This is a genomic window from Streptomyces sp. NPDC050504 (genome assembly GCF_044458065.1).
Classification (GTDB): Bacteria; Actinomycetota; Actinomycetes; order Streptomycetales; family Streptomycetaceae; genus Streptomyces.
In genome coordinates this window covers 683505-699474 of the sequence record NZ_JBITHO010000003.1, presented here as the reverse complement: position 1 = coordinate 699474, position 15970 = coordinate 683505, and the positions used below count along the sequence as shown (strand labels likewise).

Genomic DNA, 15970 nt, shown 5'->3' with positions numbered 1-15970 from the left:
TTGTGGCCGGGGGCGCTGTCGGGACCGGTGGGGCCGGTGGGGGCTGGGGCGTTGGGCTGGTTTGTGGGGGTGGGATCGGTGTTGGTCGGGGGGCGCACGGCGTCAGCTCTCCGGCGGCGCGCCGGTGAGGCTCACGAAGGCGTCCTCCAGCGTCGGCTGCTCCAGGCGCAGTTCACCGGGGACGATGTCGTGCCGGGAGAGCGTCGAGACCACCGCGTACACCAGGTTCTCCGTGCCGTTCACCGTCACCCGCGCGTTGCTCCTGCTCACCGACGTGACCTCGGGCAGCGCGGTCAGCAGGGCGTCGTCCAGCGGGGCGGACGGGGTGAAGTGGAGGCGCTGCCCGGGGTGGGCGGCGGAGATCAGCCCGGCCGGGGTGTCGAGGGCCACCAGCCGCCCGTCCCTGATGATCGCGATGCGGTCGCAGAGGCGCTCGGCCTCCTCCATGAAGTGGGTGACCAGCAGGACGGTGACGCCCTGGGCGCGGACCCGCTCGATCAGCTCCCAGGTGTCCCGCCTGGCCCGGGGGTCGAGCGCGGTCGTCAGCTCGTCGAAGACCGCGATCTCCGGGTTGCCGACCAGCGCGAGGGCGATGGACAGGCGCTGCTTCTGGCCCCCGGACAGCTGCCCGAACTGGCTGTCGCGCTTGGCCTCCAGACCCCAGTCGGTCAGCAGGGCCCGCCAGTCGGCCGGGTTCTCGTAGAAGGAGCTGTACAGCTGGAGCGCCTCGCGGACCTTGAGCCGGGGCGGCAGTTCGCTCTCCTGGAGCTGGATGCCGATGCGCTGCCGCAGCTCCTCCTTGTCGTGCTGCGGGTCGAGGCCCATGACGGAGATCTTGCCCCCGTCGTACCTGCGCAGGCCCTCGACGCATTCCACCGTGGTCGTCTTGCCCGCGCCATTGGGGCCGAGAACGCCGAATATCTCGCCTCTTTCCACCGTGAAGGAGACGTCGTCCACGGCGACGTGGTCGCCGTAGACTTTCCGGAGTTTCTGAACCTCGATCACCGGCATGCCTTCTCTTTCCTCCACCACCGGGCTTTTCGCCACCGCGAATTCAACCGGTGGGCGGAGTCGTTCGTGTGACGGTGTGTGAATCGTTCCGCAGCGCAGCGTAGCGCGCCAGACAGGCGTCGTAGTCGGGCAGCGCGCCCGCCTCCAGGGCCTCGCGCAGGGTGGGCGCGCCGCGGTCCCGGTCCGAGACCAGGGGCGTGATCCCGGCCGGCCAGGGCAGGCCGAGCGCGGGGTCGAAGGGGTCGATCTCGTGCTCGGCCGCCGGGGTGTACTCGGTCGAACAGAGGTACGCGGCAACGGTGTTGTCCTCCAGGGCCATGAACGCGTGCCCCAGGCCCTCCGCGAGGTACACCCCCTCGCACTTCTCGGCGTCCAGCACCAGCGAGTCCCACCGCCCGAAGGTCGGCGAGCCCGCCCTCAGGTCCACCACCACGTCGAGCAGCGAACCCCGGGTGCAGGTAACGTACTTGCCCTGGCCCGGCGGCACGTCCGCGAAGTGGACGCCGCGGACCGTGCCGCGCCGGGACACGCTGTTGTGGTACTGCCCCAGCCGCAGCGGATGCCCGACCGCCGCGACGAAGGCGGAGTCGGTGTACGACGCGCAGAACGTGCCCCGCTCGTCGGGGTGGACCGCCGGCGTGAACGCGTACGCCCCGCCGACGGCCAGTTCCCGCACGGTCATGAGCGGTGCTCAGCGGTCAACTTCTCCAGGACCGGCACGAGTTCGGCGGGGCTCGGCGTCGCCGCGATCTCCGCGCGCAGCCGGTCGGCGGCCTCCTTGAAGGACGGCTCGCCGAGCAGCCGCTCGATCCCCTCGCGCACGCCCTGCGCGGTCAGCTCGCGGGCGTGCACGTACAGGCCCGCGCCCTCGGCCTCCAGGGCGGTCGCCTTCGACCACCAGTCGGCGAACCGGATCGGGGCCATGAACTGCGGGACGCCGTTGACCAGCGCGGTCGCCCAGGAGCCGAAGCCGCCGTGGTGCAGGATCGCGGAGCAGCTGGGCAGCAGCGTGTGCAGCGGTACGAAGTCCACCAGGCGGACGTTGTCCGGCACCCGCTCCAGGCCGGACGACACGTCGTCGGGCAGCGCCGCGATCAGCTCGATGTCCAGGTCGGCGACCGCGTCCAGGATCTCCTGGACCGGCACGAAGGAACCGCCCAGCGCGCCGAAGGAGACGCCCGAGGTCAGACAGACCCGGGGCCGCGTGGGCTGCTCGCGGATCCAGGCGGGCTCGACGGCGGGGCCGTTGTACGGCACCCAGCGCACCGGAACGCGCTTGACGTCCAGCGGCAGTTGGAGGCTGTCCGGGATCTGGTCGATGGTCCACTGGCCGGTGGTGACCTCTTCGGCGAAGTCGCTGCCGTAGCGCTCCAGGAGCTCGGTCAGCCACGCGGCCAGCGGGTCGACGCGCTTCTCCTCGGGCTGCTGCGCCAGCAGTTCGAGGAACGCCGTGCGCATCTTGGAGTAGATGTCGACCGCCCACAGCATGCGCGCGTGGGCGGCGCCGACGACCCGGGCGGCGACCGGCGCCGCGTAGGTCAGCGGGTCCCAGACGACCAGGTCGGGCTGCCAGTCGCGGGCGAGGGCCACCATGTCGTCGACCATGCAGTCGTTGTACGTCCGGTAGGCGAACTGGACGCTCATCTGGTACTTGGTGAGCACCTTCTCCCACGTCTGCCGGTCCGCGTACGGCTGCGTCCAGTCCGATATCTCGTTCTCCAGCTGCTCGTGGTGCATGGCGAACATCTGGTGCAGGTTGTGGTCCGTGCCGACCGACACCGCGGTGAGACCCGTCTGCGCGATGGCCTCGGTGAGGACGGGGTTGCTGGCCACCCGCACCTCGTGCCCCGCGGCAGCGCACGCCCACGCCAACGGAACCATGGTGTAGAGGTGGGATTTCTCGGAGACGGTGGCGAAAAGCACGCGCATGTGAGTTCTTCTTCCCTCGGGTCCCGATACGCGGGATCAGCAAATCTGACGTGCACAGCGGCGACAACCCCTACCGACCCCTCATGTGGCCGGTCGCGAGTTCACGCGGAATTCAGCTGCTTGGAGCTCATGAGGAAATCCGACACGGCGTTCACGACGGCGGCCTTCTGCTCGCCGAGGTAGAAGTGCCCGCCGGGGAAGACCTGGAGCTCGAAGTCGCCCGACGTGTGGTCGCCCCAGGACGCCACGTCCTCGACGGGGACCCGGATGTCGCTGTCGCCGCCGAGTCCCACGACGGGGCAGCGCAGTTGGGGACCCGGCACGTAGCGGTAGGTCTCGGCCGCCTTGTAGTCGCCGCGGATCGCGGGCAGCGCGAAGCGCAGCAGCTCCAGGTCGCCCAGGATGCGGGAGTCGGTGCCGCTGAGCCGCTGGAGCTCCGCGACGATGCCGTCGTCGTCGAGCAGGTGGATCTCGTTGCTGCGGTGCTGGGAGGGGGCGGGGCGGCCGGAGGCGAACAGGGCGGCGGGCTCGACGCCCGCCTCCTGCTCCAGCATCCTGGCCACCTCGAAGGCCACGCTGGCGCCCATGCTGTGGCCGAAGAGCGCGAGCGGCAGGTCGGTCCACCGCGTGAGCACGGCGAAGATCTCCCGGGCCAGCTCCTGGACGCTCTCGACGGGCGGTTCGGTGCGCCGGTCCTGCCGTCCCGGGTACTGCACGGCCACCACCTCGATCCCCGACGACATCTCCTCCGACATCGGGAAGAAGAAGCTCGCGGAGCCTCCGGCGTGCGGGAAGCAGACCAGCCGCACCGAGGCGTCGGGCCGGGGGTGGAACCGGCGCAGCCACAGGCTGTCGTCGGGGTTCGGCGGTGTCATGGTCGTAAGCCGTCCTTTTCGGTGCTCACCGGCCGTGCCGGTACGGGTCGGATGCGGGCCGCGCCCCGCGCGGTGCGGGCGCGGGGCGGGCCGGGGTGCGCGCGGGGCCGGCCGGGGTGCGTGCGGGGCGGGCCGGGGTGCGTGCGGGGCCGGCCGGGATGCGTGCGGAGCGGGCCGAGCCCCGCGCCGGGCCGGCCGGGGCGTGCGCGGGCCCGGCCGTCGGGGCGGGTGCTCACCCGGCCGTCCCTTCCGCGCGCGGCGGCAGGGCCGAGATCCAGGCCTCGACGGCCGCGGCGGTGGAGGCGACGTGGTCCTCCATGACGCTGAAGTGGTTGCCCCGGACGTCGACGACGTCGTGGTCCAGGTCCCAGTAGGAGCGCCACTGCTCGGGCGAGGCCGTCGCCCTGCCGCCGCCCAGCGGCTCCTCGGCCCGGACGAGCAGGGTGGGCGTGCGGACGGGCCGCGGCTCCCACTCCTTGCAGATGTCGAGGTACCAGCCCATCGCCGACAGCCGGTCGTCGTCCATCGCGACGAAGGTGCCCTCGCGCTCCGACATGCCGTCCATCAGCGCCAGCCCGAACTGGTTGACGAAGTTGCTCCTGGGGACGTACGTGTCCACCAGGACGACCCCCGAGGGCTGGACGCCCAGCCCTTCGAGGTGTCCCGCGGCCGCCTGGGCGAACCAGCCGCCCGCCGACGTGCCGAGCAGCACGAACGGGGCGCCGTCCGCGGCCCGCGCGACGGCCTCCGCCTGGGCCTGGACGACCGCGTCCATGGTCGCCGGCAGGCTCTCGGTCCCGACGAACCCGGGCAGCGGCAGCGCCGACACGTCGCGCAGCCCCCGGAAGGACGAGGCGAACCGCGCGTACTGGTGCAGTCCGGCCAGGGCGAGGCAGGACGGCAGGCAGAACACCTGGGTCGGCGCCCCGCCCCTGGCGAGCTTGATCGGCACCGGCGGCCTGTCCAGGTCGGCGGCGGAGGCGAACTGCGGCCGCAGCGCGGCGACGGCCCGCAGCAGGTCGAACGCCTCCCCCCACTTGCCGCTCTGGAACGCCCCCAGGTAGAGGGAGCTGAGCGTCGCCGAACCGCCCTGGGGGACGGCCTGCGCCGCCGCCGACGGCTCCGGCGCGCGGGCCCCTCCGACGGGCGCGGCGGCCAGCTCGTGGCGCAGCCGCTCCGCCAGGTCGGCCGGGGTGCCGTGGTCGAAGGCCAGGGTGGCGGGCAGCCGCAGCCCGGTGGCGGTGTTGAGGCGGTTGCGCAGTTCGACCGCGGTGAGCGAGTCGAAGCCCGAGTCCACGAACTGGTGGTCGTCGGCGACCGCCTGCGGCCCCGAGTGGCCCAGCACCGCGGCCACGTGGATCCGCACCAATTCCACCAGTACGACCAGCTGTTCGTCCTCCGGGAGGGGCGCCAGACGGGCGGCGAGCGTGGGCCCGTCCGCCGTGCCGCCGCCCGCCCCGCCCGCCCCGCCCGCGTTCGCCGCGACGGCGCGGCGGGCCGGGGCGCGGACGAGGTCGCGGAGCGGGGCCGGAAGGGAGACGCCCGCCGCGCCGGTGCGCAGCGCCCCGGTGTCCAGCCGGATCGGCACCAGCAGCGGCTCTTCGAGGCCGAGCGCGGTCTCCAGCAGCCGCAGGCCCTCCTCGGTCGAGAGCCCGGCCACACCGGCACGGGCCGCACGGGCGACGTCGCCGCTGCCGAGCGCGGCGGTCATGGTGCTCAGCTCGTCCCACGGCCCCCAGGCGAGCGAGGTCGCGGGCAGCCGCCGGGCGCGGCGGGCGTGCGCGAACGCGTCCAGGAAGGCGTTCGCCGCGGCGTAGTTGGCCTGGCCCGCGCTGCCCAGGACCCCGGCGGCCGACGAGTACACCACGAAGTGGTCGAGGTCGTGGTCGAGGGTCAGCGCGTGCAGGTTCAGCACCGCGTCGACCTTCGGCCGCAGCACCCCGTCCAGCCGCTCCGGCGTGAGCCCTTCGACCAGGCTGTCGTCGACGACGCCCGCCGTGTGCACCACGGCGGTCAGCGGGTGCTCGGCGGGGATCGCGGCGAGCACCCCGGCCAGCGCGTCGCGGTCGGCGGCGTCGCAGGCGGCCAGGGTGACGTGCGCGCCGAGCCCGGTGAGCTCGTCCCGCAGCTCGGCGGCGCCCTCGGACGCCGGTCCCCTGCGGCTGGTCAGCACGAGTCGGCGGACGCCCCGCTCGCGTACGAGGTGCCGGGCGAGCAGGCCGCCCAGCAGGCCCGTACCGCTGATCAGTACGGTGCCTTCGGCGTCCCACCCGGGCGCGTCGGGCCGTACGCCGTCCTGCGGCTCGTCGTGCTTCACCCCGTCGTGCTTCACCTCGTCGTGCTTCACCCTGGCCAGGCGCGGTACGGCGAGTTCGCCGCCGCGCACCGCCAGTTGGGGCTCGCCGGACAGCAGCGCGGCGCCCAGGGCGCGGCCGGACGACTCGTCCTCGTCGACGTCGACCAGGACGAAACGGTCGGGGTGCTCCGACTGCGCCGCGCGCACCAGGCCCCACACCGCCGCGTTGGCCAGGTCGGACACGCCCTCGCCGGGGGCGGTGGCGACCGCGCGCCGGGTCACGAACGCCATCCGGGACGCCGCGAACCGCTCGTCCGCGAGCCACGACCTGACCAGCGACAGGGCGCGGTGGGTGGCCGCCCGCACCGCATCCGCCCGTACTGGGTCGGTACTGTCCTGCTCCGCGCCGTCCGGTGCGGGCGGGCACGAGACGAGCACCGTCGCGGGGGCCGCGCTGCCCGTGTCGACGGAACCGGTGAGCGCGCTCAAATCCGTGTACGACTCCAGGAAGAAGCCGAGCTCCTCCAGGTCCTCCACCTGCTTGAGGTCGTCCGCGCCCACCAGGGCCAGCCTGGTGCCGGCCGACAGCCGCTCCGGGACCGGCAGGGACGGCCAGGAGACCCGGAACAGCGACTCGGGTCCGGTCGGCAGGGCCGCCCCGACCTGCGCGGGCGCCATTTTGCGCAGCACCAGCGCGTCGACGGTGGCGACGGGGCTGCCCGTGGTGTCCGCGACCGCGACCGACACCGCGTCGCTGCCCGCGGCGCCGATGCGCACGCGCAGTTCCGCCGCACCGGAAGCGCGCAGGGACACGCCCGTCCAGGAGAACGGCAGCCTGCCCTCCCCCTCGCCGCTGTCGAGGAGCGAACCGAGGGCGATGCTGTGCAGCGCGGAGTCGAGGAGGGCGGGGTGCAGCCCGTACGCACCGGCGGTGCTCTGCTGCTCTTCGGGCAGCCGCACCTCGGCGTACACGGCGTCCTCGGTCACCCAGGCGCGGCGCAGTCCCTGGAAGGCGGGGCCGTAGCCGAACCCGCCTTCGGCGAAGCGCTCGTAGAGGTCGGCGACCTCTACGGGTTCGGCGCCGGGCGGGGGCCAGACGGTCAGGTCGGGGCCGGGGTGCGTGCCGTCGCCGACGTCCAGGATGCCGCTGGCGTGGCGGGTCCAGGGTTCGTCGGGGTGGGCGTTCTCCGGGCGGGAGTGGACGCTGATCGTGCGGGCGCCGGTCTCCTGGGGTGCGTCCACGGTGATCTGGAGGACGACGGCGCTGCGCTCCGGGAGGACCAGGGGTGCTTCGAGGGTGAGTTCTTCGACGCGGTCGCAATCTGCTCGGTCGGCGGCTTGTACGGCCAGTTCGAGGAAGGCGGTGCCGGGGAAGAGGACGGTGCCGGAGACGGCGTGGTCGGTGAGCCAGGGGTGGGAGTGGGTGGAGAGTCGGCCGGTGAGGACGAGGGTGTCGGTTTCGGCGAGGGGGAGGGCGGCGCCCAGGAGTGGGTGACTGGTGGTGGTGAGTCCGGCTGAGGTGACGTCGCCGGTGGTGGTGGGTGCGTCGAGCCAGTAGCGGTCGTACTGGAAGGGGTAGGTGGGGAGGTCGACGCGGTGGGCGTGGCGGCCTGTGAAGAAGGTGTTCCAGTCGATGTCCAGGCCGGTGGTGTGGATGTGGGCGAGGGCTGTGACGGCTGCTTGCTCGTCGGGCTTGTTCTTGCGGAGTACGGGGATGAATTCGGCGTTGTGGAGGGTGGTTTGGCCGAGGGCGGTGAGGACTCCGGCGGGGCCGAGTTCGATGAAGCGGGTGACGCCGTTCGCTTCGAGGGTGGTGAGGCCGTGGTGGAAGCGGACGGCTTCGCGGACGTGGCGGACCCAGTAGTCGGGGGTGCGGATCAGCTCGGGTGGGGCGATGTCACCGGTGACGTTGGAGATCAGTGCTGTACGGGGCTCGTGGAACTCCAGTCCCTGGGCGACTTGTCGGAACTCTTCGAGCATGGGGTCCATGAGCGGAGAGTGGAAGGCATGACTCACGCGGAGGCGTGAGGTCTTCCAGCCGCCCGCCGCTGCGATTTCCAGTACGGCGTCTTCGTCTCCGGACAGGACGGTGGCGGTGGGGCCGTTGAGGGCCGCGATCGAGACCTTCTCGTTCAGGAAGGGTCGTACGTCGTCTTCGGAGGCGACCACGGAGATCATGGCTCCGCCGGTGGGCAGGGCCTGCATCAGGCGGCCTCGGGCCGCGACGAGGGTGCAGGCGTCTTCCAAGGACCAGAGGCCGGCGATGTACGCGGCGGTGAGTTCGCCCACTGAGTGTCCGGCCAGGTAGTCCGCCCGTACGCCCCAGGACTCGACGAGCCTGTGCAGCGCGACTTCGACGGCGAACAGGGCCACCTGTGCGTACCCGGTGCCTTGCAGCACCTCGCCGGAGTCTTCGGCGAAGACCAGTTCACGCAGGGGACGGTCGAGGTGCCCGTCCAGGACCGCGCACACCTCGTCGAAGGCGGACGCGAAGACCGGGAAGGCTTCGTACAACTCGCGGCCCATTCCGGCCCGTTGTGCGCCCTGTCCGGTGAACAGGAATGCCGTCCGGCCGGAGACCGTACGCGTCCCGTCCTCCTCGGCCAGCGCCCGCAGCCCGCTCAGAAGCTCCTCGCGGGTGCTTCCTGTCACTGCGGTCCGGTGTTCGAAGGAAGCCCGTCCGGTTGCCAGGGAGTATCCGATGTCCACCGGGGACAACTCCGGTGCTGCCGCGACGTACTCGGCCAGCTGTTCCGCCTGTGCTCGCAGTGCTGCCGGGGTTTTGCCCGACAGGACCCACGGCACTACCGATGCCACGGAGTCCGTGTTCGGTGCCTCCTGCGTCACCGGCTCCGGTGCCTGCTCCACGATGGCGTGTGCGTTCGTGCCGCTGATGCCGAAGGCCGAGATGCCCGCTCGGCGCGGGGCGCCGGTTTCGGGCCAGGGGCGGGCCTCGGTGAGGAGTTCGACCGATCCTGCCGTCCAGTCGATCTTTTCGGAGGGTTCGTCGGCGTGAAGGGTTCGGGGCAGTACGCCTTCCCGTATCGCCATGACCATTTTGATCACACCGGCCACGCCGGATGCGGCCTGGGTGTGGCCGATGTTGGACTTGAGTGCGCCCAGCCACAACGGACGGTCGTCGGTGCGCTGTTGGCCGTACGTGGCCAGTAGTGCGCCTGCTTCGATCGGGTCGCCGAGGGAGGTTCCGGTGCCGTGTGCTTCGACTGCGTCCACGTCTGCTGCGGTCAGTCGTGCGTCGGCCAGTGCTGCTCGGATCACGCGTTGTTGTGAGGGGCCGTTGGGGGCGCTGAGGCCGTTGCTGGCGCCGTCCTGGTTGATGGCCGAGCCGCGCAGTACCGCGAGCACCTGGTGGCCGTTGCGCCGCGCGTCCGACAGGCGCTCCAGCAGGATCATGCCCGCGCCCTCGCCCCAGCCGGTGCCGTCCGCCTGCTCGGAGAACGCCTTGCAACGGCCGTCGCGCGCCTGGCCGCCCTGGCGGCTGAAGTCGACGAAGAGGTTGGGCGTCGACATGACGGTGACGCCGCCCGCGAGGGCCATCGCGCATTCGCCCCGCCGCAGCGACTGTGCGGCCAGGTGCAGTGCGACCAGCGACGACGAGCACGCCGTGTCGACCGTCACCGCCGGACCCTCCAGGCCGAAGGTGTACGCGATGCGGCCCGATGCGATGCTGCCGGAGCTGCCGCTGCCGACGTACGCCTCCAGGTCCTCGGGGACCTGCGGCAGCCGCAGGCCGTAGTCCTGGTACATCACGCCCGCGAAGACTCCGGTCCTGCTGCCCTTCAGCGACGCGGGGTCGATGCCCGCGCGTTCGAAGGACTCCCAGGAGGTTTCGAGGAGCAGCCGCTGCACCGGGTCCATGGCCAGCGCCTCGCGCGGCGAGATCCCGAAGAACGCGGGGTCGAAGTCGTAGGCGTCGTGGAGGAACGCGCCCTCGTTCGCGTACGACTTGCCGGGCAGGCTGCCGGTCGGGTCGTACAGGTCCTCGTCCCAGCCGCGGTCCCTCGGCATCGCGGACATCGCGTCGGTGCCCCGCGCGACGAGCTGCCACAGGTCTTCGGGGCTGCGCACGCCGCCGGGGAAGCGGCAGCTCATCGCGACGACGGCGATCGGGTCGTCGGAGCCGTCGGCGGCGGCCGGTGCCGTGGGCGGCTGCGCGGCGGCCGTGCGCAGCCGGTCGCCCAGGGCCTCGGTCCGCAGGTATTCGGCGAGCGCCGTGGGGTTCGGATAGTCGAAGACCAGGGTGGTCGGCAGCCTGAGCCCGGTGGCGCCGTTAAGCCGGTTCCGCAGCTGCACGGACGTCAGCGAGTCGAAGCCGAGTTCGCTGAAGGCCCGGTTCGCGGCGATCGAGTCGGACGGGGCGTGCCCCAGTACGGCCGCGACCAGCGAGCGCACCAGGTCCAGCAGGTGGCGGCGCTGTTCGGCCTCGGGCAGGCCCACGAGCCGCCGCGCGAGCGAGTCCGCGCCGTCCGCCGGGGTCCCGGCCGTCACCGTGCGGCGGGCCGGGGCGCGGACCAGGGACTGGAGCAGGGCGGGGACGGTACCGGTGGCGGCGTTCGCCCGCAGCGCCGCCGTGTCCAGCAGCATGGGGACGAGCAGCGGCTCGTCGAGCGCGGCGGCGGCGTCGAACAGCGCCATGCCCTGCTCGGCGGAGATCGGGGCGACGCCCGAGCGGGCGGAGCGCGCGGTGTCCTCGGCGCCGAGGTGTTCCGTCAGTCCGCTGCGATCGGCCCACAGGCCCCAGGCCAGCGACTGGCCCGCGAGTCCCGTGGCCCTGCGGTGGCGGGCCAGGCCGTCCAGGAACGCGTTGGCCGCCGCGTAGTTGGCCTGGCCGGGGCCGCCGAGCACGCCCGCGGCCGACGAGTAGAGGACGAAGCCGGACAGCTCCAGGCCGCGGGTCAGCTCGTGCAGGTTGACGGCCGCGTCCACCTTGGGGCGCAGTGCCCGCCGCAGCTGTTCGGGGCTCATCGCGCTCACGACGCCGTCGTCCAGGACGCCCGCGGTGTGGACGACCGCGGTGAGCGGGTGCGCCGGGTCGATGCCGGCCAGGAGCGCGGCCAGGGCCTCGCGGTCGGTGGCGTCGCAGGCGGCGAGCGTGACGTCGGCGCCGAGTTCGGCGAGTTCGGTCCGCAGGGCGTCCGCGCCTTCGGCGTCGGGGCCGCGGCGGCTGGTCAGCAGCAGGTGGCGGATGCCGTGCCGGGTGACCAGGTGGCGGGCGAGCAGTCCGCCGAGCGTGCCGGTGCCGCTGATCAGGACGGTGCCGTCGGTGTTCCAGCCGAGCGCGGTGCTTTCGGCGGAGCCGGATGCGGAGTCGGGGGCGGATGCGGATGCGGGAGCGGGTGTGGGTACGGGGGTGCGGACCAGTCTGGGGGCCTGTACGAGGCCTTCGCGGAGGGCCAGTTGGGGTTCGCCGGTGGCCAGGGCGGCGCCGAGCGCCCGTACGGAATCGGGGTGCTCGTCGAGGTCGACCAGGACGAAGCGGCCGGGGTTCTCGGTCTGCGCGGAGCGCACCAGGCCCCACACGGTGGTGTGGGCGAGGTCGCCCGCGTCCTCGCCGGGGAGCGCGGCGCCCCGGGTGAGGAACACCAGCCGGGAGTCCGCGTGGCGCTCGTCGTTCAGCCAGGTCCGCACCAGGCCGAGGGCCCGTTCGGCGGCGGCGTGCGCCGCGCGGGCGGGGTCGGTGCCGTCGGGGGCGGGGGCCCACGGGACGAGGACGACCTCCGGGAGTTCGAGGTCCAGGGCTACGGGATCCAGCGTTACGAGGCCGGGCAGCGCGGCCAGGTCCGGCGCGCCGGGGGCCGACGGGTCCGTGCTCCACACGCCCCAGGGCGCGGCGGGCGCCGCCCCGGTGGGCGTCAGCGGCTTCCACTCGACCCGGAACAGCGCGTCGGCGAGCGCGGTCCGCGCGCCGGATAGCCCCTCGGGGCGGGTCTCGCGCAGCAGCAGCGCGTCGACGGACGCCACCGGGCGGCCCTCGGTGTCGGCGATCTGGAGCGCGACCGCCTCGGAGCCCGCTCCAGAGCCCGTTCCGGGGCTCGTTGCGGGGCTCGCGGGGGACAGCCTGACCCGCACCTCGCCCGCGCCTGACGCGTGCAGGGTGACGCCCGTCCACGAGAACGGCAGCCGTCCGTTGCCGCTGCCCGCGTTCCCCTCGAAGAGCGGGCCGAGCGCGATGCCGTGCAGCGCCGCGTCGAGCAGCGCGGGGTGGAGCCCGTAGTCGCGGGCGCCTTCCTGGCGGTCGTCGGGCAGCCGTACCTCGGCGTAGACGTCGTCGCCGAGGCGCCAGGCCGCGCGCAGGCCGCGGAAGGCGGGCCCGTAGTCGAAGCCGTTCTCGGCGTACCGCTCGTAGAGGTCCTGGACGGCGACCGGTTCGGCGCCCGCGGGGGGCCAGGCGGCGAGGTCGAAGTCGGCGGGGCCCGCAGCGGGGACGAGCGTGCCGGACGCGTGGGCGGTCCAGGCGTCGTCGGCGGCGCCCGTCGCGTGGCCCCCAAAGTGGCCTCCGGCGTGGCTCCCGGCGTGGCTCCCCGCGTGGCCCTCCGCGCGGTTGTCCGCGCGCGAGTAGACGCCCACCGTCCGGCGTCCCGAGGCGTCCGGCTCGCTGACGGTGACCTGCACGGCCACGCCGCCGGTCCTGGGCAGCAGGAGCGGTGCCTGGAGGGTGAGTTCCTCGACCCGGGCGCAGTCGACCCGGTCGGCGGCCTGCACCGCGAGTTCGAGGAACGCCGTGCCGGGCAGCAGGGCGGTGCCGGCGAGGGCGTGGTCGGCGAGCCACGGGGAGGTCTCCAGGGACAGCCTGCCGGTCAGCAGCAGCCGGTCGGAGTCCGCGAGGTGCACGGCGGCGCCGAGCAGCGGGTGGTCGGCGGCGCCGAGCCCGGCCGACGTGACGTCCCCGCTGGGCGCGGGGGACTCCAGCCAGTAGCGCTGCCGCTGGAACGCGTAGGTGGGCAGCTCGGTGCCGCGCGCGCCGGTGCCGGCGAACACCGTGCTCCAGTCGACGGGGCCGCCGCCCGCGTGCAGTTCGCCGAGGCCGGTGAGGAACCGCTCGTAGCCGCCCTCGTCGCGGCGCAGCGTGCCCACGGCGACCGCGACGGGACCGGCCGCCCCGGCCTCGGCGGCGGCGCTCTCGAAGGTCTCCTGCATCGCCATGGCGAGCACGGGGTGGGGGCTGGTCTCGACGAACGCGGTGTAGCCGTCGGCGACGAGCGCGCGGACCGCCTGCTCGAACCGGACCGGTTCGCGCATGTTCCGGTACCAGTAGTCGGCGTCGAGCCCGGTGGTGTCCTGGGCGGCGCCGGTCACCGTCGAGTAGAAGGGGACCCGCGCGGCGCGCGGTTCGACGGACGCCAGGTCGGCGAGCATCCGCTCGCGCAGCGCGTCGACGTGCGGGGAGTGGCTGGCCATCGTCACCGCGATCCGGCGGGACTTCACGCCCGCTTCGGCGAGCCGGTCCGCCAGCTCGTCGAGGGCGTCGGTGTCCCCGGCGACCGCCACGGACGTGGGGCTGTTGCTCACCGCGAGGGACAGCCGGTCCGCCAGGCCGTCGAGCCAGGGCGCGATCCGCTCGGCGGACGCCAGTACCGAGAGCATGCCGCCCTTGCCCTCGATCTGCCGCGCCGCCCTGCTGCGCAGCGCGACCACCTTGGCGGCGTCCGCCAGCGACAGGGCGCCCGCCACGTACGCGGCGGCCACCTCGCCCTGGGAGTGCCCGACGATCGCGGAGGGCTCCACGCCGTGCGCGCGCCACAGCGCGGCCAGCGACACCATGACGGAGAACAGCACCGGCTGGACGACGTCGATGCGGTCGCCGGGCGGGGTGTCCGCCGCGCCGTCGAGCGCGTCGACGACCGACCAGCCGAGGTACGGGGCGAACGCCTCGTCGCAGGCGCGCAGTTGCTCGGCGAAGACCGGCGAGGACGCCAGCAGCGGGCGGGCCATGCCGGTCCACTGCGAGCCCTGGCCGGGGAAGACGAACACCGCCTTGCGGCGGCTGTCCGCCGTGCCTTGGACGAGCCGCGCGGCCGGTTCGCCGTCGGCGAGGGCCCGCAGGCCGCCCAGGAGCTCCTCGCGGTCCCGGGCGACGATCGCGGCGCGGTGTTCGAGGGAGGCGCGCCGCAGGGCCAGCGAGTACCCGAGGTCGGCCGCGGCCGTGTCCGGGTGGGCGGTGAGGTGGTCGACGAGCCGCCGGGCCTGGGCGCGCAGCGCCTCTTCGGTCCTGCCGGAGACGAGGAAGGGCAGTGCGGCGGGGGCGGTGCCGGGAGTACGGACGGGGGCCGGGCCCTCGGCCCCGGCGGCCTGGGGCCGGGCCTGGGCCGTGCCTCGGGCCTGGGCCTGAGGCTGGGAAGGCGCCGCGCCCCGGGCCGTGGAAGGCGTCCCTGCCCCGACCGCGCCCGCACCCCCGACCGCGTCCGCGCCCGCGTCCTCGCCGTCCGCAGGCTCCTCGGGCGCCTCCTCCAGGATCACGTGGGCGTTGGTGCCGCTGAAGCCGAAGCCCGACACGGCGGCCCGGCGCGGGGCGTCGGTCCTGGGCCAGGGCCTGGCCTCCGTCAGCAGCTCCACGCCGCCGGACTCCCAGTCGACCATCGGGCTGCGGGTCTCGGCGTGCAGCGTCTTGGGCAGGACCTCGTGCCGCAGTGCCAGCACCATCTTGATGACGCCGCCGACCCCGGCCGCGGCCTGGGTGTGCGCGAGGTTGGACTTCAGGGAGCCGAGCCACAGCGGGCGGCCTTCGGGGCGCTCCTTGCCGTACGTGGCCAGCAGCGCGCCCGCCTCGATCGGGTCGCCGAGCGCGGTGCCCGTGCCGTGCGCCTCCACCGCGTCGACCTCGGCGGACGACAGCCGGGCGTCGGCCAGGGCGGCGCGGATCACCCGCTGCTGGGAGGGCCCGTTCGGGGCCGTGAGGCCGCTGCTCGCACCGTCCTGGTTGACGGCCGAGCCGCGCACCACGGCCAGCACCCGGCGCCCCGCCCGCCGCGCGTCCGACAGCCGCTCCACGAGGATCATGCCGACGCCCTCGCCCCAGCCGGTGCCGTCCGCGCGCCCGGAGAACGCCTTGCAGCGGCCGTCCGACGCCAGCGCCCGCTGGCGGGCGAACTCGATGAACGCGACCGGGGTGGACATCACCATGGACCCGCCGACCAGCGCCAGCGAGCAGTCGCCCCTGCGCAGCGCCTGGGTGGCCAGGTGCAGCGCCACCAGCGAGGACGAGCAGGCCGTGTCCACGGTGACGGCGGGCCCTTCGAGGCCCAGGGTGTAGGAGACGCGGCCCGACGCGACGCTGCCCGAGCCGCCCGCGCCGAGGTAGCCCTCGACGTCCTTGGGCACGGTGGTGAGCCGGGATCCGTAGTCCTGGTACATCACCCCCGCGTACACACCGGTCCTGCTGCCCTTGAGCGAGCCGGGATCGATGCCCGCCCGCTCCAGGGTCTCCCAGGCGGTCTCCAGGAGCAGCCGCTGCTGGGGGTCCATGGCCAGCGCCTCGCGCGGCGAGATCCCGAAGAAGCCGGGGTCGAAGTCGTACGCGGCGTCGAGGAAGGCCCCCTCCTCCACGTAGCTCTTGCCCTGGGCGTCCGGGTCGGCGTCGTACATGGCCTCCAGGTCCCAGGCCCGGTCCTGCGGCATCGGACCGACCGCGTCGCGCCCCTCGACCAGGAGCCGCCACATGTCCTCCGGGGTGTGGACGCCCCCGGCGTAGCGGCAGCTCATGCCGACGATCGCGATCGGCTCCTGGTCCCGCTCCTCGATCTTCTCCAGACGCAGGCGCGTGCGGTGCAGGTCCGTCGTCACACGCTTCAGGTAGTCGCGAAGCTTGTCTTCGCTCACCGTGCTCACCGTTCAACCGCCG

Annotated in this window: 5 protein-coding genes; all 5 read right to left on the bottom strand. The window is 73.7% G+C overall.

Annotated features, from left to right (window positions below; translation table 11 throughout):
• Nucleotides 1–102 precede the first annotated feature (102 nt).
• The gene (locus ACIBNE_RS14020; RefSeq protein ID WP_399271527.1) at nucleotides 103–1011 is read right to left on the bottom strand and encodes an ABC transporter ATP-binding protein; all 909 of its coding nucleotides are present in this window, start codon (nucleotides 1009–1011) and stop codon (nucleotides 103–105) included.
• Nucleotides 1012–1054: 43 nt separating this feature from the next.
• Nucleotides 1055–1693: a dTDP-4-dehydrorhamnose 3,5-epimerase family protein gene (locus tag ACIBNE_RS14015; protein WP_399271528.1), complete on the bottom strand. Its 639-nt coding sequence runs from the start codon at nucleotides 1691–1693 to the stop codon at nucleotides 1055–1057.
• Nucleotides 1690–2940, bottom strand: coding sequence for an activator-dependent family glycosyltransferase (locus ACIBNE_RS14010; RefSeq protein ID WP_399271529.1), 1251 nt, complete (start codon nucleotides 2938–2940; stop codon nucleotides 1690–1692). The genes ACIBNE_RS14015 and ACIBNE_RS14010 overlap by 4 nt, the downstream gene beginning before the upstream one ends.
• Nucleotides 2941–3041: 101 nt before the next feature.
• A complete protein-coding gene (locus tag ACIBNE_RS14005) occupies nucleotides 3042–3815 on the bottom strand; it encodes a thioesterase II family protein (RefSeq protein WP_399271530.1) in 774 nt (257 codons plus the stop codon).
• A 232-nt stretch (nucleotides 3816–4047) separates the two neighbouring features.
• Nucleotides 4048–15948, bottom strand: coding sequence for a type I polyketide synthase (locus tag ACIBNE_RS14000; RefSeq protein WP_399271531.1), 11901 nt, complete (start codon nucleotides 15946–15948; stop codon nucleotides 4048–4050).
• Between the last annotated feature and the right edge of the window lie 22 nt (nucleotides 15949–15970).

Coding starts and splice junctions, on each gene's coding strand:
- ACIBNE_RS14005 (WP_399271530.1), bottom strand. CDS start 3,815: ATGACACCGCCGAACCCCGACGACAGCCTGTGGCTGCGCCGGTTCCAC.
- ACIBNE_RS14020 (WP_399271527.1), bottom strand. CDS start 1,011: ATGCCGGTGATCGAGGTTCAGAAACTCCGGAAAGTCTACGGCGACCAC.
- ACIBNE_RS14010 (WP_399271529.1), bottom strand. CDS start 2,940: ATGCGCGTGCTTTTCGCCACCGTCTCCGAGAAATCCCACCTCTACACC.
- ACIBNE_RS14015 (WP_399271528.1), bottom strand. CDS start 1,693: ATGACCGTGCGGGAACTGGCCGTCGGCGGGGCGTACGCGTTCACGCCG.